The organism is Microbispora hainanensis, from assembly GCF_006874475.1.
Lineage (GTDB): Bacteria > Actinomycetota > Actinomycetes > Streptosporangiales > Streptosporangiaceae > Microbispora > Microbispora hainanensis.
Genome location: NZ_VIRM01000002.1, coordinates 14,436 through 33,395, shown reverse-complemented (window position 1 = coordinate 33,395; position 18,960 = coordinate 14,436). Strand labels below are relative to the sequence as shown.

24 protein-coding genes are annotated in these 18,960 nt (G+C 69.7%); 2 read left to right on the top strand and 22 right to left on the bottom strand.

Annotated features, from left to right (window positions below; all coding sequences use genetic code 11):
* Nucleotides 1-38 precede the first annotated feature (38 nt).
* Nucleotides 39-1,307, top strand: coding sequence for a hypothetical protein (locus FLX08_RS01720; RefSeq protein WP_142616401.1), 1,269 nt, complete (start codon nt 39-41; stop codon nt 1,305-1,307).
* A gap of 721 nt (nt 1,308-2,028) precedes the next feature.
* The gene (locus tag FLX08_RS01715) at nt 2,029-5,445 is read left to right on the top strand and encodes a hypothetical protein (RefSeq protein WP_142616400.1); all 3,417 of its coding nucleotides are present in this window, start codon (nt 2,029-2,031) and stop codon (nt 5,443-5,445) included.
* Nucleotides 5,446-5,699: 254 nt separating this feature from the next.
* Here FLX08_RS01715 and truA read toward each other — a convergent pair whose 3' ends face one another.
* The 22 genes from truA to rplN form a co-directional block, all read right to left on the bottom strand.
* Entirely contained in the window at nt 5,700-6,590 is an 891-nt protein-coding gene (gene truA / locus FLX08_RS01710) for a tRNA pseudouridine(38-40) synthase TruA (RefSeq protein WP_142616399.1), read from the bottom strand.
* Between the two features lie 94 nt (nt 6,591-6,684).
* On the bottom strand, nt 6,685-7,206 hold the full coding sequence (gene rplQ / locus FLX08_RS01705) for a 50S ribosomal protein L17 (RefSeq protein ID WP_142616398.1): 522 nt from the start codon (nt 7,204-7,206) through the stop codon (nt 6,685-6,687).
* A gap of 145 nt (nt 7,207-7,351) precedes the next feature.
* Nucleotides 7,352-8,368, bottom strand: coding sequence for a DNA-directed RNA polymerase subunit alpha (locus FLX08_RS01700; RefSeq protein WP_030508347.1), 1,017 nt, complete (start codon nt 8,366-8,368; stop codon nt 7,352-7,354).
* A gap of 155 nt (nt 8,369-8,523) precedes the next feature.
* On the bottom strand, nt 8,524-9,150 hold the full coding sequence (gene rpsD, locus FLX08_RS01695; protein WP_142563118.1) for a 30S ribosomal protein S4: 627 nt from the start codon (nt 9,148-9,150) through the stop codon (nt 8,524-8,526).
* 20 nt (nt 9,151-9,170) lie between these two features.
* Nucleotides 9,171-9,575 (bottom strand): 30S ribosomal protein S11, encoded by a 405-nt coding sequence (gene rpsK / locus FLX08_RS01690; protein WP_020542285.1) that lies wholly within the window; start codon nt 9,573-9,575, stop codon nt 9,171-9,173.
* 36 nt (nt 9,576-9,611) lie between these two features.
* The gene (gene rpsM / locus FLX08_RS01685; protein ID WP_142563119.1) at nt 9,612-9,992 is read right to left on the bottom strand and encodes a 30S ribosomal protein S13; all 381 of its coding nucleotides are present in this window, start codon (nt 9,990-9,992) and stop codon (nt 9,612-9,614) included.
* A 230-nt stretch (nt 9,993-10,222) separates the two neighbouring features.
* A complete protein-coding gene (gene rpmJ, locus FLX08_RS01680; protein ID WP_003956441.1) occupies nt 10,223-10,336 on the bottom strand; it encodes a 50S ribosomal protein L36 in 114 nt (37 codons plus the stop codon).
* 46 nt (nt 10,337-10,382) lie between these two features.
* Nucleotides 10,383-10,604 carry a translation initiation factor IF-1 gene (gene infA, locus FLX08_RS01675; RefSeq protein WP_030508344.1) on the bottom strand — a complete coding sequence of 74 codons (222 nt, stop codon included), beginning with the start codon at nt 10,602-10,604 and terminating at the stop codon, nt 10,383-10,385.
* 421 nt (nt 10,605-11,025) lie between these two features.
* Entirely contained in the window at nt 11,026-11,472 is a 447-nt protein-coding gene (locus FLX08_RS01670; RefSeq protein WP_142616397.1) for a DUF1707 SHOCT-like domain-containing protein, read from the bottom strand.
* 82 nt (nt 11,473-11,554) lie between these two features.
* Nucleotides 11,555-12,385: a type I methionyl aminopeptidase gene (gene map / locus FLX08_RS01665; protein WP_142616396.1), complete on the bottom strand. Its 831-nt coding sequence runs from the start codon at nt 12,383-12,385 to the stop codon at nt 11,555-11,557.
* An 86-nt stretch (nt 12,386-12,471) separates the two neighbouring features.
* Nucleotides 12,472-13,125: an adenylate kinase gene (locus tag FLX08_RS01660; protein ID WP_142616395.1), complete on the bottom strand. Its 654-nt coding sequence runs from the start codon at nt 13,123-13,125 to the stop codon at nt 12,472-12,474.
* Complete coding sequence (gene secY / locus FLX08_RS01655; RefSeq protein ID WP_142616394.1) at nt 13,125-14,432, bottom strand: preprotein translocase subunit SecY; 1,308 nt, start codon at nt 14,430-14,432, stop codon at nt 13,125-13,127. Before secY ends, FLX08_RS01660 begins: the two co-directional genes overlap by 1 nt.
* 181 nt (nt 14,433-14,613) lie before the next feature.
* Entirely contained in the window at nt 14,614-15,069 is a 456-nt protein-coding gene (gene rplO, locus FLX08_RS01650) for a 50S ribosomal protein L15 (RefSeq protein ID WP_142616393.1), read from the bottom strand.
* Between the two features lie 2 nt (nt 15,070-15,071).
* Nucleotides 15,072-15,254, bottom strand: coding sequence for a 50S ribosomal protein L30 (rpmD, locus tag FLX08_RS01645; protein WP_079319858.1), 183 nt, complete (start codon nt 15,252-15,254; stop codon nt 15,072-15,074).
* A gap of 2 nt (nt 15,255-15,256) precedes the next feature.
* A complete protein-coding gene (rpsE, locus tag FLX08_RS01640) occupies nt 15,257-15,889 on the bottom strand; it encodes a 30S ribosomal protein S5 (protein WP_030508336.1) in 633 nt (210 codons plus the stop codon).
* 64 nt (nt 15,890-15,953) lie between these two features.
* Nucleotides 15,954-16,337 (bottom strand): 50S ribosomal protein L18, encoded by a 384-nt coding sequence (gene rplR, locus FLX08_RS01635; protein ID WP_079319860.1) that lies wholly within the window; start codon nt 16,335-16,337, stop codon nt 15,954-15,956.
* 2 nt (nt 16,338-16,339) lie between these two features.
* Nucleotides 16,340-16,882: a 50S ribosomal protein L6 gene (rplF, locus tag FLX08_RS01630; RefSeq protein WP_142616392.1), complete on the bottom strand. Its 543-nt coding sequence runs from the start codon at nt 16,880-16,882 to the stop codon at nt 16,340-16,342.
* Nucleotides 16,883-16,900: 18 nt separating this feature from the next.
* Complete coding sequence (rpsH, locus tag FLX08_RS01625; RefSeq protein ID WP_030508333.1) at nt 16,901-17,299, bottom strand: 30S ribosomal protein S8; 399 nt, start codon at nt 17,297-17,299, stop codon at nt 16,901-16,903.
* Nucleotides 17,300-17,411: 112 nt separating this feature from the next.
* Nucleotides 17,412-17,597 carry a type Z 30S ribosomal protein S14 gene (locus FLX08_RS01620; protein WP_030451489.1) on the bottom strand — a complete coding sequence of 62 codons (186 nt, stop codon included), beginning with the start codon at nt 17,595-17,597 and terminating at the stop codon, nt 17,412-17,414.
* Between the two features lie 2 nt (nt 17,598-17,599).
* A complete protein-coding gene (gene rplE, locus FLX08_RS01615; RefSeq protein WP_142616390.1) occupies nt 17,600-18,184 on the bottom strand; it encodes a 50S ribosomal protein L5 in 585 nt (194 codons plus the stop codon).
* Nucleotides 18,184-18,483 carry a 50S ribosomal protein L24 gene (gene rplX, locus FLX08_RS01610; RefSeq protein ID WP_208761234.1) on the bottom strand — a complete coding sequence of 100 codons (300 nt, stop codon included), beginning with the start codon at nt 18,481-18,483 and terminating at the stop codon, nt 18,184-18,186. Before rplX ends, rplE begins: the two co-directional genes overlap by 1 nt.
* Nucleotides 18,484-18,491: 8 nt before the next feature.
* Nucleotides 18,492-18,860 carry a 50S ribosomal protein L14 gene (gene rplN / locus FLX08_RS01605; protein ID WP_030508330.1) on the bottom strand — a complete coding sequence of 123 codons (369 nt, stop codon included), beginning with the start codon at nt 18,858-18,860 and terminating at the stop codon, nt 18,492-18,494.
* Nucleotides 18,861-18,960: the final 100 nt, after the last annotated feature.

Below are 18,960 nucleotides of genomic sequence, written 5' to 3'. Positions count from 1 at the left end.
TTCCTCATCTGTCCAGTTCGCCGACTAATCTCAGCGCCATGGGTTATCCCGGCGACCAGCAACCACCTCCGCCGCATCATCCCCCGGATCCCCGCAGGCGAGACCTGCCGCCATACTCCGGCGGGGACGACGTGCCCCTCGCCGGCCGTCGCGACGCGACCCCCTACGGCGGGGGGCAGCCGCCATACCAGCGCGAGCCGTCGCCGTATGCCCGCGAGCAGGCTCCATATGAGCGCGAGCGGTCGCCGTACGCGCGCGAGCAGGCGCCCTACGAGGGCTATCCGCAACAGGGCTATCCACAGCAGGGGTACCAGCACCAGCCCGAGCAGCAGCCGTACGCCGGGGCCGGGCCCTACGAGCAGGAGAGCCCCCAGCCTGCGGAGGAGCTCGCGTCCGGCCCGTACGCGGCTCCAACCGGGCCGTACGCGTCCTCCACCGACCCGTACGCGTCCCCCTCCGGCCCGTACGCGGCCTCCTCCAGGGGTCAGGCGGGCGGTGACCGGGACGCGGACATGCGGCGGCGGCCGACGGCGTCGCGGATGCCTCCGCCGCCGCCGGAGCCCGTGTGGGATCCGGACGCGAAGGGCCCCTGGTGGCGTCGCCCCTGGGCGCTCGGCCTCGCCCTGCTGCTCATGATCGGGGCGCTGTTCACCGGTCTGTGGTACGCCGCGCGCAACGAAAAGCCGCCGGTCGCCGCACCGACGCCCACCGGTCACCCCTCACCGCCGCTCGTCTCCGAGGGGCCTCCCGGCAAGTTCGGCTACACCGCCTCACGGACGACCGACAAAACCCCGCTGTCGCTCCGCGAACTGTTCGCGAAGAGCAAATTCGTCAAGAACAAGCATTCCTACGTCCGCACGGCGTACCGCAAGGAGAAAAAATGCGCGGACGGCGTCACGGGCGACAAAATCGCCAAAGCGCTCAAGGCGGGCGGATGCACGCAACTCCTGCGGGCGAGCTTCGCGGACTCCAAGGGCGTGGTCATCGGCACCGTGGGCGTCGCCAACCTCAAGACCTCCGCCACGGCGAAGAAGGTCGCCTCGGCCGGGGGCGGCGGCGAGCGCAAGGACTACCTCAAGCCGCTGCCGGGCAAGGACGAGGCCACCAAGCACCTCGGCACCGGTGAGGCGTACGCGGGCGGCTGGACCCACGGCCACTACGCGGTGCTGCTCTGGTTCCAGTTCAAGGATGGCCACAAACCAGCCAAGAACGAGCTGAAACGGCTCTACCAGGCAGCGGTGGACGTCACCGACGCGACTGTTTTCCCTGCCCTCGACACCCGTTCGCTGAACGGTGGCCCCAGCTGAGGCCAGGCGTTCGCTGAGGTTGACGCCGGTGGGCGAGCTGGGGCGGCACGGACCGAAACGCCCATAGGGGCACGCCGATCGCGCCTGCGCCGTTACGCTTCCGGCTATGCGTGGCAAGGATTCCGGGCACGAACACGAAACGGCGTGGGCCCGCCCCGAGGCGGACGCCGAAGGCTCGGCGACATCTCCGACGCCACCTCCGAGCTTCGGACAGACCCCGCCGCCCGGGTTCGGTCAGCCCCCGGCGGACGACGGCACGGCCTGGGCCCCGAACGCCGTGGGTGCGGCGGACCGGACCACGGAAGTGTCCTACCCGACCAGGTTCGGGCTACCTGGCGGCCTCGGGGCGCCGCAATCGTCCGACGACGACCCGGAAAGCACGAACAGGTTCAGGGCCGTTCCGGCGTACGGCCCGCCGCCCGCCGCCCCCGGGGACGCCGCCGCCTCCGGCTATTCCGGCATGTCAGGCGGCTACGGGGTGTCGGGGGACGCCGGAGCGTCCGGGGGCGAGGACCCGGCGGGGAACGCCGGGGTGTCGGGAGACGCCGGGAACCTTCCCGCGCCGCGCCGCCCCGGAGACGGGCCCCTTGCCCTGCCCGCGCCCGGTGAGCCGCACTCCGGATCCGATCACGGCGCCGGTCAGGGTGCCGGTCAGGGTGTTGGTCAGGGTGCCGGTCAGGGTGTTGGTCAGGGTGCCGGTGACGGTTCCGGCTACGGGGCCATGTCTTCGCAGCCCGTGCCTCCGCAGCCCGTGCCTCCGCAGCCCGCGTATGGCGCCGGCACGCCCACCTGGCAGCAGCCGGAGGGCCAGGGCATCCACGCATGGCAGTCGCCCGGTCCCGGCGACCCGCAGCATCCCGGGTATGGCCCGCCCGCGTGGCAGCCCCCGGCTCCGGCCACGCCCCCGTGGCAGCCGCCCGCGCCCGGCCCGGGCGGGCCCTCCTGGCAGCCCGAAGGCCAGGGCATCCACCCGTGGCAACCTCCGGCCGACCCCAACGCCGCCGGCCCGCAGCCGCCCGCGCCCGGCCCGGGCGGGCCCTCCTGTCAGCCCGAAGGCCAAGGCGTTCAGTCCTGGCAACCTCCGGCCGACCCCAACGCCGTGCACTGGGACCACCAGCACCCACAGCACCCGCCGGGCCCGGACGCGCCCTGGCAGCCCGCGCAGCCGTCCTGGCAGCCTGCACAGGGCGGGGGCGGCCCGGCGTACCCGCAGCTTCCCCCGCCTCCGGGCCCGCAGCAGCCCGTCCACGGCCCCGGCACGCACTCCTGGCAGCCGCCCGCCGAGGGAGCGAACCCCGCAGCGTGGCAGCCGCCCGCGGAGGGACCCAACCCGGCGTGGCAGGCGCAGGCCGATCCGGGAGCGCAGCCGTGGCCCCCGCACGGCCCCGGAACACCGGCCTGGGAACCGCCCCCGCCTGGCTCGGCCCCGCCTGGCTCGGCCCCGCAGCCGTGGCAGCAGGAGCCGCCCTCCGCGAGCGGCGGAGCCCCGCACATGTGGCCCGCCCCGGTCGGCGATCCCGGCGCGCAATCCGGTCCGCATCCCGGCATGCATCCCGGTCCCCACCCCTCCGGCTCCCAGCCCGGCCCGCAGCCCGGCATGCAGCCTGGCGGCGTCACCTCCTGGCCCTACTCAGGCAACGAGTCGCAGTGGCCGCAGGGCCCCGCCCAGGCCGGGACGGGTGACCCCGGCCCCGTCCCGTGGCAGGCCCCACCAGGCGGCGCACCGGCCGGTCCCGGCGCCTTCGGCGCGTCCCCCTCGCCCTACGACGAGGGATCTCACAGCGGGGCGTGGCAGGGCCCCGCCGGGCCTCCCGTCTGGCAGCAGCCCGGCGGCCCTCCCCCGGCACCGGGCTCGTACGGGCCGGATCAGCAGAACACCGGCGGCCCCTGGGCCGCCCAGCCCGGCGTGCCGACGTTCCCCGAGTGGGGACCCGCCCCGGGGCAGCCGTCCGGCGGTGAGGGCCGGCCGCAGGCTCCGGCGCCCCACCAGGGGTATCCGCCCGCCGCCCCGCCGCAGTTCGGGCCCGAGTACGGCCCCCAGTATGGGCCCCAGTACGGCCCCCAGTACGGGCCGCAGTATGGGTCCCAATATGGGCAGCAGCATCCGCCGCAGCCCGGCTCGGAATTCCCGGGCGCATACCCGGAGGCGTACGGGCAGGGGGCCGTGTCCCCGGAGGCGGGGCGCCCCGGCGAGCCCGGAGACATGCCCGTGTGGCCGCCACGGCTGCCGGGCGAGCCATACCCGCAGGGAGAGCTGCCCGCGGGCACCTCCTGGCCGCCGACGCATGCCTACCAGGACGAGCCCGGCGCGGCGCAGGCGTCCGAGGGCCCGTCCGGCGACCGGACGGGCACGAGCGAGCCGGGCGGCGCGCCCGGCGATGCGCTCGGCACGCCCGGCCAGACCACGGCGTCCGACCACCAGAGCTCGTCAGACGAGCCCACCCCGGCCGGCCAGCACACATTGCCGCACCACCCGGCGCCGTCCGGCGGCCACACCGCACACGACCACACCACCGCGCAAGACCACACCGCGCCGGACCACTCCGCGCCGGACCACTCCGCTGCGGCAGATCACACGAGCGCCCCCATGAGGGACGTGCCTGCCGATGGCGGCTCGTCCGCCGAAGGACCGGGACGGACGGGCGCCGCCGCATCGGGCGGTTCCGGGCAGGACGCCCCCGCGGACGCGTCGTATCCCCCCGGGCAGCCTCACGCGGCGCCAACCACTGGGCCAAACCACGCGGCGCCGGATCACGCGGCGCCGATCGCCGGGCCGCCCGAGGGCTTCGGAGCCGAGATCGCCGCTGCGGTGACCCCCGTCGAAGGGTTCTTGCTGCCCGGCACACCGTATGAACCCGGCCAGGCCCTCGCGCACTCCGAACAGACCGCTCCGCACACCGGACCGCAGCACTCGGCCCACGACAGGACGACACAGCCGCTGCCCGCACCGCAGCCCGAGGAACCGTTCCCAGCACCCACACAGACATCGATCGCGCCTGGTCAGGCGCAGGACAGCGCACCGTACGGGACACCACTGGGGAGACAGGACGAGACACCGGGTCAGACCGCGTCTCAGTCACCGTCCCAGTCGCCGTCCGCGACGTCCCCCTCGGATGTCCCGCCATCCGCCGCGCCTCCGGGTGCGGCGCCATCCGAAACGCCGCCCCCGGGTCCGTCCGCGAGCGACGGCACCAACGGGGCGGACTCCCCCGACCCCAGTTCAGGACAGATGGCGACAACCTCTCCCACGACCGGTTCGCCCTCGCAGCCGACCGGTGAGACTCCGTTCGCGTTCACGCCGGTGACCCCGGCCAAGGCGGGCAAGCCGACGCCTCCACCCGGATTCGGGCCCGACCCCTCCACCCCCGGCGGCCCTGAGGGCAACCTCCCGGCAAGGCTGGGCACCGCCGGCTCTCCCCCCTCCGACGGGAAGATCAAGCGGATCCTGATGGCCGCCGGCGCCGTGGTCGTCGTGGGGGCGATCGGCACCGCGGCCTACTTCGCCTACTCGGGCGAGCCGGACGGCGGCCAGGCCGCGCCTACGCCTCCCGCCACCACCGCCGCCTCGCCCCCCGCCGAGGAGCCGACGCCGACTTCCACGGTGTCCTCCGCCATCCTCGATTCCGAGCAGACCGACCCCAAGACCCTGAAGCCGACAGAGGCGTTCCCGGACGAGAAGGTGACGCTGGCGGGCCGGACGTACCGCCGGGTCACGATGAACGTGACCGACGACTGCGGGAAGGCGGCGACGGGCGCGTTCGCGCAGGCCCTCGCCGAGCAGCAGTGCCGCAGGGTGCTCCGGGCCACCTTCGTGGACAGCAAGCGCCAGTATGCCGTGACCGCGGGCATCGCCGTGCTGCCCGGCAAGACCGAGGCCCTCGCCGTCGACCAGGCCAAGGATCTCAACGCGAACGTCTGGTTCCGCGGCCTCGACGGCGACAAGAAGAGCCGGGCGGACCAGGTGTCGATCTCCGGCGGCTACGCCGCGGGCATGGTCTGGGGACGCTACGTCGTGTTCAGCTACGCCACCTACGCCGACGGGCACACCCCGGACGCGAACGACAAGAGCCTGGGGCCGATCAGCGGCGCCTTCCGGGACCACATGGCGAAGGTGATCGAGAAGCGCGCCTCACGCTGACGATCCCGGCGCGCGGTCTCGGCGAGAGGCCGCGCGCCGCCGCAGCCCCGATCGCCGCAGCCCCCATCGGCGCGGCGTCAGGCCGGGGACGGCGGCGCTGCCGGGTGCGGGTCACGCCGCGGGTCACGCCGCGGGGCGCCCCAACGTCCCCAGGGCCCCGATGACCCCTCATGCTTCTCGGCCTGGGGTCAGGTGCTCTTGGGGTCAGGTGCTCCTTGGGGTCAGGTGCTCTTGGGGTCAGGTGCTCCTTGGGGTCAGGTGCTCAGGGTGCGCACGCGGCGGGTGGCGGCGGCCCGCCGTGCCAGTTCCTCCGGCCCGGGATAGCGCACCTCCTCAAGCGTGAGACCGTGCGCGGGCGCGACGTGCACGCCCGAGTCCCGTACGGCTCCCGCCAGCACCTCCGCGGGCCACTCGACGGGCCGCCTGCCCTCCCCCACGGTCAGCAGCGAGCCGACCAGCGCCCGGACCATCGAGTGGCAGAAGGCGTCGGCGACCACGGTCGCGAGGAGGATCCCGTCCTCGCCCCTGACCCAGTCGAGCCGCTGCAGCTCGCGGATGGTGGTGGCGCCCTCGCGCTTGCGGCAGAAGGCGGCGAAGTCGTGCTCGCCCAGCAGGCGGGCGGCCGCCGCGTTGAGCAGGTCCACGTCGAGCGGCCGGGGATACCACAGCACCTCGCGCCGCCGCAGCGGGTCCACCCCGCCGGGGGCGTCGCAGACGCGGTAGCCGTACCGGCGTGACAGCGCGGAGAACCGGGCGTCGAAGCCCTCGGGTGCCACGCTGACGGCGTGCACCCGCACGTCGAGGGGCAGCACACCGGCCAGCCGCCTCGTCAGCGCAGCGAGCCACTCAGCGCCGCGCTCCTCCCACGCCCGTTCCGGATCCTCGGGGACGGGGGCACGCCCGGACGAGGCGGCCGCCAGCGCCGCGAGCGGGACGTCGACGTGCGCCACCTGCCCCCTCGCGTGGACGCCCGCGTCGGTGCGGCCCGCGACGGTGAGCGACGGCGGGGCCTCCAGGCGCAGGATCCGGCCCAGCGCGTCCTCGATCTCCCCCTGCACGGTCCGCCGCTCCGGCTGGCGCGCCCAGCCGGAGAAGTCCGTGCCGTCGTAGCCCAGGTCCAGCCTCAGCCGCAGTTCTCGCTCCACGCCATCCCTCGTACGGTGCGTCGTACGCTGCACAAACGAAGAGCGGGCCCAGCATCCCCGGAAGGGAAACTGAGCCCGCTCACAGAGCCTGGGATCAGGCCTCGTCCTTCTTGTCACCCTCCGCCGGAGCGGCCTCGGCGGCCTCGGCGGTGGTGCTCTCGGCGGCCTCGTCCTGCGCCGCCGGCGTCTCCTCGGTCTCGGCAGCGGCCGGAGCGGCCTCGGCGGCCGGAGCCGTACGGGAGACCGTGACCGGGTTCAGCTGCTCGGTGACCAGCTCGATGACCGCCATCGGAGCGGCGTCGCCCTTGCGCGGGCCGAGCTTGGTGATCCGGGTGTAGCCACCGGGACGCTCGGCGTACGTCGGGGCGATCTCGGTGAAGAGGTGGTGGACGACGCCCTTGTCGCGGACGACCGTCAGCACCTGGCGACGGTTGTGGATGTCGCCCTTCTTCGCCTTGGTGATCAGCTTCTCCGCGAGCGGGCGGAGACGCCTGGCCTTGGCCTCGGTGGTGGTGATCCGGCCGTTCTGGAACAGCGCCGTGGCGAGGTTCGCCAGGATCAGCCGCTCGTGGGACGGGCTGCCACCGAGACGGGCGCCCTTGGTGGGCTTGGGCATGTCATGCTCCTCATGGATAACCCGCTCCGGCCGTGTCAGGTACCGGGGTCGGGCCGACCGGCGTACCGGTCGTGACTTGTCATCGCCGCCTCATGCCGCCCTGGACGGGCGGCACGAGACGATGGTGCCGCTGCGCGGAGACGGATCAGTACTGCTCGGTCTCGATGAACCCGCCGTCCTCGTCGTCGTAACCGCCGCCGGCGACGGCGGAGGGGTCGAACCCGGGCGGGGAGTCCTTGAGAGCCAGGCCCATCTCGTGCAGCTTCTGCTTGACCTCTTCGATCGACTTGGCGCCGAAGTTGCGGATGTCCAGCAGGTCCTGCTCGCTGCGGGCGACGAGCTCACCCACGGTGTGGATGCCCTCGCGCTTGAGGCAGTTGTACGAACGGACGGTGAGGTTGAGCTCCTCGATCGGCAGCGCCAGGTCGGCCGCGAGAGCCGCGTCCGTCGGCGACGGGCCGATGTCGATGCCCTCGGCCTCGACGTTGAGCTCACGGGCCAGGCCGAACAGCTCGACGAGGGTCTTGCCGGCCGAGGCCACCGCGTCGCGGGGCTTCATGGACGGCTTGGTCTCGACGTCGAGGATCAGGCGGTCGAAGTCCGTGCGCTGCTCGACACGGGTGGCCTCGACCTTGTAGGTGACCTTGAGGACCGGAGAGTAGATCGAGTCGATCGGAATCCGGCCGATCTCCTGGCCAGGCTGCTTGTTCTGGGCGGCGGAGACGTAGCCGCGGCCGCGCTCGACGGTCAGCTCCATCTCCAGCTTCGCCTTGCCGTTCAGCGTGGCGATGTGCAGGTCGGGGTTGTGCACCTCGACACCGGCCGGAGGCGCGATGTCGGCCGCGGTGACCTCACCCGGGCCCTGCTTGCGCAGGTACATCACCACGGGCTCGTCGTGCTCGGACGAGACGACCAGCGACTTGAGGTTCAGGATGATGTCGGTGACGTCTTCCTTGACCCCGGGCACGGTCGAGAACTCGTGGAGCACGCCCTCGATGCGGATGCTGGTGACCGCCGCCCCCGGGATGGAGGACAGCAGCGTGCGCCGCAGCGAGTTGCCGATGGTGTAACCGAAGCCCGGCTCGAGCGGCTCGATGATGAACCTGGACCGGTGCTCCTCGAGCGACTCCTCCTGGAGGCTCGGGCGCTGTGCGATGAGCATCAGGATCTCCTGGATCCGGGACGGCCCCGTCACGCTGGACGGGAGGTCCCTGGGTTACGGCGACGCCCGCTATTTGACGCCGCTCGCCTACAACCATGATGCCGTACGGCCGGGAGTGTACCGGCCGCACGGCGTCATGAAGTGCCGGGACTCTACTACTTGGAGTAGAGCTCGACGATCAGCTGCTCCTGGACCAGCGTGTCGATCTGCTGGCGAACCGGGAGCTGGTGCACGAGGATGCGCATGTTCTCGGCGGAGACGCCCAGCCAGGCCGGGACGGTCTTGTCGCCGGCGGTCGCGCGGGCCACCTCGTACGGAAGCAGGTTGCGCGACTTCTCGCGGACCTCGATGATGTCGTGCTCGCGCACGCGGTACGACGGGATGTCGACCTTCTTGCCGTTCACGAGGAAGTGGCCGTGGCGCACCTGCTGGCGGGCCGCGTCACGCGACTCGGCGAAACCGGCGCGGTAGACCACGTTGTCGAGACGGCTCTCCAGGATCTGGAGCAGGTTCTCACCCGTCTTGCCCGCCTTGCGGTTGGCTTCCTCGTAGTAGTTGTGGAACTGCTTCTCGAGGACGCCGTAGATGCGGCGGGTCTTCTGCTTCTCACGGAGCTGGAGCTGGTACTCCGACTCCTTCGGACGGCCGCGGCCGTGCTCGCCCGGCGGGTACGGGCGGATCTCGATGGGGCACTTGGCGGACTCGCACTTCTTGCCCTTGAGGAAGAGCTTGGTCTTCTCACGGCGGCAGAGCTTGCAGTCCGGACCCGTGTAACGAGCCATTTCTCTCTACTCTCCTGAGCTCAGACGCGACGGCGCTTGGGCGGACGGCAGCCGTTGTGCGGGACCGGGGTCACGTCCTGGATGGACCCGACCTCAAGACCGGTCGCCTGCAGCGAACGGATCGCGGTCTCACGGCCGGAACCGGGGCCCTTGACGAAGACGTCGACCTTGCGCATGCCGTGCTCCATGGCGCGGCGAGCGGCGTTCTCGGCAGCCATCTGCGCGGCGAACGGGGTGGACTTACGGGAGCCCTTGAACCCGACGTGGCCGGCGCTGGCCCAGGAGATCACGTTCCCGTTCGGGTCGGTGATCGAAACGATCGTGTTGTTGAACGTGCTCTTGATGTGGGCGTGCCCGTGAGCGACGTTCTTCTTCTCCTTGCGGCGCACCTTCTTCGGTGCGCCCTGGCGGCTCTTCGGCGGCATTGAAGCGCTAACTCCTGGAAATGTGGCTGCTAAGGACTACTTCTTGCCCGGCTTCTTCTTGCCGGCGACGGTCTTCTTCTTACCCTTGCGGGTGCGCGCGTTCGTCTGCGTCCGCTGACCGTGGACAGGCAGCCCCTTGCGGTGCCGAATGCCCTGGTAGCAGCCGATCTCGATCTTGCGTCGGATGTCGGCCTGAATCTCGCGGCGCAGGTCACCCTCGATCTTGTAGTTCGCCTCGATGTAGTCACGCATCGGAACGAGCTCGGCGTCCGTGAGCTGGTGGACGCGCAGGTCGGGGCTGATGCCGGTCGCGTCAAGGATCTCCTGGGCGCGGGTGCGGCCGATTCCGAAAATGTAGGTGAGAGCGATCTCCAGCCGCTTGTCGCGGGGGAGGTCGACGCCAACCAGGCGGGCCATGGTCGGGCATTCTCCTTCAGTGTGGCGGAGGTCTTGCGCCACACTTCCCCTCCCATGCCCGGGCGAGGGCCCCGGCCTCCGACCGGGGGTCTCCCGCGTGGTACGGGCTCCTCGCGGAGACCGCCTGCGCGGGTGTGTGACGCGCTTTCGTTGTCCCGGCCCGCACGCGGCGAGCCCGCCACGGGGGCGGACTCAGCAGGGGCCTGGTGGCGACGTACTGAGAGCTGGGCTCAGCCCTGGCGCTGCTTGTGGCGCAGGTTGTCGCAGATCACCATGACGCGACCGTGCCGGCGAATCACCTTGCACTTGTCGCAGATCTTCTTGACGCTCGGCTTGACCTTCATAGTCCTTATTCGTTCCGCATACGGCCCGTCCCCGCTGGCGGGGGGGCTACTTGTACCGGTAGACGATCCGGCCGCGACTGAGGTCGTAGGGGCTCAGCTCCACGACCACCCGGTCGTCGGGCAGGATCCTGATGTAGTGCATCCGCATCCGCCCGCTGATGTGGGCCAGGACCTTGTGACCGTTGTCGAGCTGCACCCGGAACATGGCGTTCGGGAGCGACTCAATAACAGTGCCCTCAATCTCGATGGCGCCGTCTTTCTTGGCCATGGCCCTCGCGTTTCACAGTTCGGATCGTCAGAGGCTTCGGAACACTAAGCAGCCGCGACCTTCGGGCGCTTCCAGAGAGCGGCGACCAGCCAGGCCGCCTAGGCGCAAAGGTCATAGTGAACCGACAAAGGAGTGTACGACAACCCGGGCCGAATTGCGAAACGACGGCAGGGGTCCCGACACAACCAGATCACAGAGTACCCCCCGAGGGGGTGTCCGGCCAACGCGGCGCGGGCCCGATGCCTGATGCCGGCTTCCGGCGGAGGCCGCCGCACCCGCCCGCCTGGCACCGCCGACATGCCGCCGCGGGCGGGTGCGGCCTGAGCACCGCGGGGGCACGGCCCGAGCGGGCCGTACGTCGCGACACCGGACGTCTACCCGCCCGAGGCTCCCCCGACGGCGGTCCCCCGGTAAAGAACGCTCAGGCGCCGCCTCGGGACCGTCCGCCCGCGTCGGAGAGCGTCTTGATGAGGAGGATGACGCCCCAGGGGCCCATGACCCACATCGGCCACGGAGGGATGAAATGTCCCGAAGCGATGGTGGTGAAGAGCCAGATCATCCAGGTCACGCCACTGGCGCCCGCCCAGGCGCCCCACGCGCTCTTCAGGCTGCCCGGCGTCTTGTCGGGCCGGGCGGGCTGGGCACGTTGCACGGGCTCGGTCGCGGCGGGCAGCCGGTGCAGGTCGATCTCCGGCAGATCGGAGGTGAGCCGGGCCAGTTCCCCGTACGTGCGGCTCTGGTAGACCGCTTCAAGCCGCTCGTTGAACTCGTCCATGGTGAGCCTGCCCTCGGCCACGTGCTCACGCAATGCCGCGGCGACCCGGTCACGGTCGCCGTCGGAGGCCCGCATCTCCGGCACTGCCGCCATCTACCATCTCCCGGTCCGTCGAGCGATACGACCATTATTGTTCAAGCGACGCCGAAATGGCGGGCCCCGTTAAGGAGGCGGGTCAGGATGCGCTTTCTCCCGCGTCCGGGACGACGCCGGGGAAACGGGAGGCTCCGCCGTCGAGCGCCGTGAGAACCAGAGGGCCGTTCTCCGTCACCGCGACACTGTGCTCGAAGTGGGCGGAGGCGCGCCCGTCGAGCGTCACGACCGTCCAGTCGTCGGCCAGCACCTTGGTGCGGTCGGTCCCGAGGTTCACCATCGGCTCGATCGCCAAGCACATGCCGACCTCGAAGCGGGGGCCGCGCCCCGGCTTGCCGTGGTTGGCCACCCAGGGGTCCATGTGCATCTCGGTGCCGATGCCGTGCCCGCCGTACTCCTGAGGGATGCCGTAGCGGCCCTGAGAGCGCACGTACTTCTCGATCTGGTGGCCGATGTCGGACAGGTGCCCGCCGACCCGCAGGGCGGCGATGCCGCGCCACATGGCCTCCTCGGTCACCCGCATGAGCTCGGTCAGCTTGGGGTCGACCTCGCCGATCCCGACGGTGATCGCCGAGTCGCCGTGCCACCCGTCGAGGATCGCGCCGCAATCGATCGAGATGATGTCGCCCTCGCGGAACGGACGGCGGTCGGTGGGGATGCCGTGGACGACCTCGTCGTTCACGGAGGCGCAGATCGTGGCGGGGAAGCCCTGGTAGCCCTTGAACGACGGGATCGCGCCCTCGTCCCGGATGGCCTTCTCGGCGATGGCGTCGAGGTCGAGCGGGGTCATCCCGGGCTCGACCGATGTCCGGAGCAGCTCCAGTGTGCGAGCGACGACCAGGCCGGCCGCACGCATCTTCTCCAGTTGCTCGGCGCTCTTTATCTGAATTCCGTGCCGGTTCTTCTTGAACACGTGACGCACCCCCTCTCGAAATTGTCCCATATAAGCCTGAACGCCACCCCATGCACTGGAGTGGCGTTCCCGGCCGCGGTCATGAATCAGTCGGCGAACCGCCGCAGCGCCGACATCGCCCGCTGGGTGATCTCCTCGACCGGACCGGTCGCGTCGACCCCCTGCAGGATCCCCTCGTCCGCGTAGAACGAGATCAGCGGCTGCGTCTGCTCCTGGTAGACCTCCAGGCGCCGCCTGATGGTCTCCTCACGGTCGTCGTCCCGCTGGAAGAGCTCCCCGCCGCAGGCGTCGCAGACGCCCTCCACGGCGGGCGGGTCGAACACGACATGCCACACCTTGCCGCAGGAGCGGCACGTACGGCGGCCCGCGAGGCGCCGGACGACCTCGTCGTCCTCGACGACCAGGTTGAGGACCACGTCGAGTGCCGTGCCGAACTCGGCCAGCATCTTCTTGAGGACCTCGGCCTGGGGCACGTTGCGGGGGAAGCCGTCCAGGAGGAAGCCCTCCTGCGCGTCGTCCTCCGACAGCCGGTCGCGGACCATGGCCACGGTCACCTCGTCGGGGACGAGGTCACCGCGGTCCATGTACTCCTTGGCGAGCTTGCCGAGCTCCGTGCCCCCGGAGACGTTGGCACGGAAGATGTCGCCTGTCGAGATTTTCGGGATCGACAGGTGCGAAGCGATGAACTGGGCCTGCGTCCCCTTACCCGCTCCGGGGGGCCCTACCAGGACGACGCGCACTATCTCAGGAAGCCCTCGTAGTTGCGCTGCTGAAGCTGGCTCTCGATCTGCTTGACCGTGTCCAGACCAACACCAACCATGATCAGAATGCTGGTCCCTCCGAACGGGAAGTTCTGGCTCGCTCCGGCCACCGCCAGCGCGATGATCGGGATGAGCGAGATCACACCCAGATACGGAGCGCCTGCGGCCGTGAGCCTGTTGAGCACGTAGCTCAGGTACTCAGCGGTCGGCCGGCCCGGACGGATGCCCGGGATGAACCCACCGTACTTCTTCATGTTGTCAGCCACTTCAGAGGGGTTGAAAGTGATGGACACGTAGAAGTACGTGAAGAAGACGATCAGCAGGAAGAACGTGGCCATGTAGATCGGGTGGTCGCCCCTGATCATGTTCTGGGCCAGCCACTCGATGACCACGTTGGGCTTCTGGCTGTTGCCGAACAGCGTCACCAGAAGCTGCGGCAGGTAGAGCAGCGACGAGGCGAAGATGACCGGGATGATGCCGGCCTGGTTCACCTTGAGCGGGATGTAGGTCGAGGTGCCGCCGTACATGCGACGGCCGACCATCCGCTTGGCGTACTGCACCGGGATCCGGCGCTGCGCCTGCTCGATGAAGACGACGACGCCGATCATCACGACGCCGACGATCATCACGACGACGAACTTGAACGGGCTCTGCCGGAAGATGTTCACGAGCTCCGACGGGAACACCGCGATGACCTGAGTGAAGATCAGGATCGACATGCCGTTGCCGACGCCGCGGTCGGTCACCAGCTCGCCCAGCCACATGATCACGGCGGTGCCGGCGGTCATCGTGACGACCATGGTGATCAGCGGGAAGACGTCCTGGCTGAGCAGGATCTCCTGGTTACAGTTCTGGAAGAGCTGCCCGCTGCGGGCCAGAGCGATGAACGCGGTGGACTGCAGCACCGCCAGCCCGATGGTCAGGTAACGGGTGTACTGCGTGATCTTCGCCGTGCCCGCCTGGCCCTCCTTCTTGAGGGCCTCCAACCGCGGGATCACCACCGTCAACAGCTGCAAGATGATGCTCGCGGTGATGTACGGCATGATGCCGAGCGCGAACACTGAAAGTTTCAACAGGGCGCCGCCGCTGAAGAGCTGCACCATCCCGTAGAGGTTGGCAGCGTCTCCCGCCTGGGCCTGCTCCAGACACAGGGCCACGTTCTGGGCGTTGACCCCCGGAGTGGGAAGCACCGAGCCAAGCCGGAACAGCACGATGATGCCCAGTGTGAAGAGCAGCTTCTTGCGCAGGTCAGGCGTCCGGAACGCCCGGGTAATCGCGGTCAGCACGGTCCCTCCTGCGCGCCAGTGACGCGGTAACGGTCGGCGATGGCCCGCAAGGCGTCCATCGACATGTCTTCCTGCCAGAGTGCTTGGTCGAACACGGGGGGACCCCCGTGCCAGGCGAACTCTAACGCACTACGGGCGCGGAGGCTCATAGTGAACCTCCGCGCCTCGCAGCACGTGATGCCTACAGCTCGGAAACCGAGCCACCGGCCGCGGCGATCTTCTCCTTCGCGCTGGCGGAAAAGGCGTGCGCCTGCACGTTCACCGCCACGGAGATCTCGCCGGTGCCCAGCACCTTGACGGGCTGGTTCTTGCGGACCGCACCCTTGGCCACCAGGTCGTCGAGCGTGACGTCGCCGCCCTGGGGGAACAGCTCCCCGAGCCTGTCCAGGTTGACGACCTGGTAGGTCGTCTTGAACAGGGCGTTGGAGAAGCCCTTCAGCTTCGGCAGCCGCCGCTGGAGCGGGACCTGGCCACCCTCGAAGCCCGGCATGACACTCGTACGGGCCCGGGTGCCCTTGGTGCCACGGCCGGCCGTCTTGCCCTTGGAGCCCTCGCCACGGCCCTTGCGGGTCTTGGCCTTGTTGGCGCCGGGGGCCGGACGGAGGTCGTGGATCTTGAGCGGAGCGTTCTCGGTCATGACTAGTCGACCTCCTCAACCTCGACGAGGTGCGACACCTTGGCGACCATGCCCCGGATCTCCGGGCGGTCCTCCTTGACGACGACGTCGCCGATTCGCTTCAGACCCAGCGAACGCAGCGAGTCACGCTGGTTCTGCTGGCCACCGATCTTGGACCGGGTCTGGGTGATCTTCAGACGAGCCATCACTAGCTCACCGCCTTCGCGGCCGCGGCCGCCTCGGCCAGACCCTCGGCGCGAGCCTTCAGCATCGCCTTGGGAGCGACGTCCTCGATCGGCAGGCCACGGCGGGCGGCGATCTCCTCGGGCCTGCTGAGGCCCTTCAGAGCCGCCACGGTGGCGTGCACGATGTTGATCGGGTTGTCCGAGCCGAGCGACTTGGACAGCACGTCGTGGATCCCGGCGCACTCCAGGACCGCGCGCACCGGGCCACCCGCGATGACGCCCGTACCGGGCGAGGCCGGACGCAGGAGGACGACGCCGGCGGCGTCCTCGCCCTGCACCGGGTGCGGGATGGTGCCCTGGATGCGCGGAACCTTGAAGAAGTGCTTCTTGGCCTCCTCGACGCCCTTGGCGATCGCCGCGGGCACCTCCTTGGCCTTGCCGTAGCCGACCCCGACGAGACCGTTGCCGTCGCCGACGATGACCAGCGCGGTGAAGCTGAAGCGCCGGCCGCCCTGGACGACCTTGGCCACTCGGTTGATCTTTACGACGCGCTCGATGTACGAGACGCCCTTGTCTGCGGCGCCACCGCGGCGGTCATCACGACGGTCACGCCGCTCGCCACCGCCGCCGGCACCGCGACGCGGAGCTGCAGCCATCAGTGGTTCCTCTTCTCGTTGCTCTTTGGACGGGTCGTCAGTGGCGACCCATGGGCCGGAGTCATCAGAACTCCAGCCCGCCTTCACGGGCGCTGTCCGCGAGAGCGGCGATCCGCCCCGCGTAGCGGTTGCCACCGCGGTCGAACACGACAGCGGTGATCCCGGCGGTCTTGGCCCGCTGAGCGAGAAGCTCGCCGACCTTCTTCGCCTTCTCGGTCTTGTCACCCTCGGCACCGCGCAGCGAGACGTCCATGGTGGACGCGCTCACCAGCGTGTGGCCCTGAGTGTCGTCGACGATCTGCACGAACAGGTGACGGGTCGACCGGTTGACGACCAGGCGCGGACGCTCGGCCGTGCCGAAGACGTTCTTGCGGACACGGCGGTGCCGGCGAGCCCGGGAGACCGTGCGGGCGGCCGTGTGCTTGCCGAACGCAGTCTTTCCAGCCATGCCTACTTACCAGCCTTTCCGACCTTGCGGCGGACAACCTCGCCCTGGTAGCGCACGCCCTTGCCCTTGTACGGGTCCGGCTTGCGCAGCTTCCTGATGTTGGCGGCGACCTCGCCGACCCGCTGCTTGTCGATGCCGTCCACGTGGAACAGGGTCGGCCTCTCGACACGGAAGCTGACGCCCTCGGGGGCCTTGATGATCACCGGGTGGCTGAAGCCCAAAGAGAACTCCAGCTCCGTCGGACCCTTGGCCTGGACGCGGTAACCGACGCCGACGATCTCGAGCGTCTTCGTGTAGCCCTGCGTGACGCCCGCCACCATGTTGGCGATGAGCGTGCGGGACAGGCCGTGCAGCGCACGAACCCTGTTCTCGTCGTTCGGGCGCGTGACGGTGATGGTGCCGTCCTCGCCGCGCGAGACCTCGATGGGCTCGGCGACCGTGTGAGTGAGCGTGCCCTTGGGCCCCTTGACCTGGACTTCCCGGCCGTCGATCGTGATGTCGACACCCGCCGGTACGGGGATGGGCAGCCGTCCGATTCGCGACATGCTGAGTGCCTCCCCTCGTTACCAGACGTAGGCGAGGACTTCCCCGCCCACTCCACGCTTGCTCGCCTGCCGGTCCGTCATCAGACCGCCGGACGTCGAGATGATCGCGACGCCCAGACCGCCCAGAACGCGGGGCAGGTTGTCCTTCTTTGCATAAACCCGCAGACCGGGCTTCGACACCCGGCGCAGGCCCGCGATGGCGCGCTCGCGGCTGGGGCCGAACTTCAGCTCCATCACGAGGTTCTTGCCAACCTTGGCGTCCTCGACGCTCCAGCCCTGGATGTAGCCCTCCTGCTGGAGGATCTCCGCGATGTGTGCCTTGATCTTGGAGTAAGGCATGCTCACGGTGTCGTGATAGGCCGAGTTCGCGTTACGCAGACGAGTCAACATGTCTGCGATCGGGTCGGTCATCGTCATGGCCGGTGGCCTTCCTCACCGCGGTTTCCCCGATGGGACCTTCGGTGTGGTCGTGGGCGCTGCGACCAGCGCCCGGTTGATATGACTTCTTTACGGCTGGCCCGCGGAGGGCTTACCAGCTCGACTTGGTGATGCCGGGCAGCTCGCCCCGGTGCGCCATCTCGCGGAAGCACACGCGGCACAGCCCGAACTTGCGGTAGACAGCGCGGGGACGGCCGCAGCGGGAGCACCGAGTGTACGCCCGGACCTCGAACTTCTGCTTGCGCGCTGCCTTGACCTTCAGCGACGTCTTCGCCATGATCAGGCCTCCTTGAAGGGGAAACCGAGGAGCTTCAGCAGCGCCCGGCCCTGCTCGTCGTTCTTCGCGGTGGTCACGACCGTGATGTCCATGCCCCGCTGCCGGTCCACCCTGTCCTGGTCGACCTCGTGGAACATGACCTGCTCCGTGAGGCCGAAGGTGTAGTTGCCGTTGCCGTCGAACTGCTTAGGCGACAGACCACGGAAGTCCCGGATACGCGGCAGCGCCAGGGACAGCAGGCGGTCGAGGAACTCCCACATGCGGTCGCCGCGCAGCGTCACGTGCGCGCCGATCGGCATGCCCTCGCGCAGCTTGAACTGCGCGATGGACTTGCGGGCGCGGGCGACGGCCGGCTTCTGGCCGGTGATCGCGGTCAGGTCGCGAACCGCGCCCTCGATGAGCTTCGAGTCGCGGGCGGCCTCGCCGACACCCATGTTCACCTTGATCTTGGTGATCGTGGGCACCTGCATGATGTTCTCGATGCCGAACTCCTCGCGCAGCTTCGCGATGATCTCCTCGCGGTAGCGCTGCTTGAGGCGCGGAACGGGGCGCCCGGTTTCAGTGGACGCAGTAGTGGTGGCGGTCATCAGCTGTCCTCACCCGTCGCCTCGGCGTCGCCCTTCTCGGCGGCCTTCTTCTCGGGCTTCTTCTCGTCATCCTTGAGCTTCTTGACGTTGCTCACGTGGATGGGAGCCTCCATGGTCTGCACGCCGCCTTCCTTGGCGCCGCGCGGTCCCTGGTTGGTGACCTTGGAGTGCTTCTTGATCATGTTGACGCCCTCGACCACCACGCGCTCGTCACGCGGGTAGGCGGCGATGATCCGGCCCTTGGCGCCCTTGTCCTTGCCGGCGATGACCTGGACGAGGTCGCCCTTCTTCACGTGCAGCTTCGGCATCACAGCACCTCCGGTGCGAGCGAGATGATGCGCATGAACTTCTTGTCGCGCAGTTCACGGCCCACCGGGCCGAAGATGCGGGTGCCCCGGGGGTCACCGCTGTCCTTGATGATGACCGCGGCGTTCTCGTCGAAGCGGATGTAGGAGCCGTCGGGGCGGCGGCGCTCCTTCACGGTGCGCACCACGACAGCCTTGACAACGTCGCCTTTCTTAACGCCTCCGCCGGGAATGGCGTCCTTCACCGTGCCCACGATGATGTCGCCGATACCCGCGTAGCGCCGACCCGAGCCACCGAGAACGCGGATGCAAAGAATCTCCTTGGCACCCGTGTTGTCGGCGACCTTGAGCCGCGACTCCTGCTGGATCACGTCTACTCCTGTGTGTCGTGCCGGTTCTCACCCTCACGGTGAGCCTGGCCGAACCTGATGTGGTCTTTTTCCCTCGGCGACAGCCGTACGACCGCCGCCG

What these genes read in the sequence shown, in the direction of transcription:
- FLX08_RS01700 (WP_030508347.1), bottom strand. Translation starts at nt 8,368, where the DNA reads ATGCTCATCGCACAGCGCCCGAGCCTCCAGGAGGAGTCGCTCGAGGAG.
- FLX08_RS01670 (WP_142616397.1), bottom strand. Translation starts at nt 11,472, where the DNA reads ATGGCGGCAGTGCCGGAGATGCGGGCCTCCGACGGCGACCGTGACCGG.
- rplF (WP_142616392.1), bottom strand. Translation starts at nt 16,882, where the DNA reads ATGTCGCGAATCGGACGGCTGCCCATCCCCGTACCGGCGGGTGTCGAC.
- rpsE (WP_030508336.1), bottom strand. Translation starts at nt 15,889, where the DNA reads ATGGCTGCAGCTCCGCGTCGCGGTGCCGGCGGCGGTGGCGAGCGGCGT.
- FLX08_RS01720 (WP_142616401.1), top strand. Translation starts at nt 39, where the DNA reads ATGGGTTATCCCGGCGACCAGCAACCACCTCCGCCGCATCATCCCCCG.
- rpsK (WP_020542285.1), bottom strand. Translation starts at nt 9,575, where the DNA reads ATGCCGCCGAAGAGCCGCCAGGGCGCACCGAAGAAGGTGCGCCGCAAG.
- rpmD (WP_079319858.1), bottom strand. Translation starts at nt 15,254, where the DNA reads ATGGCTCGTCTGAAGATCACCCAGACCCGGTCCAAGATCGGTGGCCAG.
- FLX08_RS01620 (WP_030451489.1), bottom strand. Translation starts at nt 17,597, where the DNA reads ATGGCGAAGACGTCGCTGAAGGTCAAGGCAGCGCGCAAGCAGAAGTTC.
- infA (WP_030508344.1), bottom strand. Translation starts at nt 10,604, where the DNA reads ATGGCCAAGAAAGACGGCGCCATCGAGATTGAGGGCACTGTTATTGAG.
- rpsD (WP_142563118.1), bottom strand. Translation starts at nt 9,150, where the DNA reads ATGGCTCGTTACACGGGTCCGGACTGCAAGCTCTGCCGCCGTGAGAAG.
- rplR (WP_079319860.1), bottom strand. Translation starts at nt 16,337, where the DNA reads ATGGCTGGAAAGACTGCGTTCGGCAAGCACACGGCCGCCCGCACGGTC.
- rpmJ (WP_003956441.1), bottom strand. Translation starts at nt 10,336, where the DNA reads ATGAAGGTCAAGCCGAGCGTCAAGAAGATCTGCGACAAGTGCAAGGTG.
- rplE (WP_142616390.1), bottom strand. Translation starts at nt 18,184, where the DNA reads ATGACCGCCACCACTACTGCGTCCACTGAAACCGGGCGCCCCGTTCCG.
- rpsH (WP_030508333.1), bottom strand. Translation starts at nt 17,299, where the DNA reads ATGACGATGACCGACCCGATCGCAGACATGTTGACTCGTCTGCGTAAC.
- rplO (WP_142616393.1), bottom strand. Translation starts at nt 15,069, where the DNA reads ATGACCGAGAACGCTCCGCTCAAGATCCACGACCTCCGTCCGGCCCCC.
- rpsM (WP_142563119.1), bottom strand. Translation starts at nt 9,992, where the DNA reads ATGGCCCGCCTGGTTGGCGTCGACCTCCCCCGCGACAAGCGGCTGGAG.
- FLX08_RS01715 (WP_142616400.1), top strand. Translation starts at nt 2,029, where the DNA reads ATGTCTTCGCAGCCCGTGCCTCCGCAGCCCGTGCCTCCGCAGCCCGCG.
- rplQ (WP_142616398.1), bottom strand. Translation starts at nt 7,206, where the DNA reads ATGCCCAAGCCCACCAAGGGCGCCCGTCTCGGTGGCAGCCCGTCCCAC.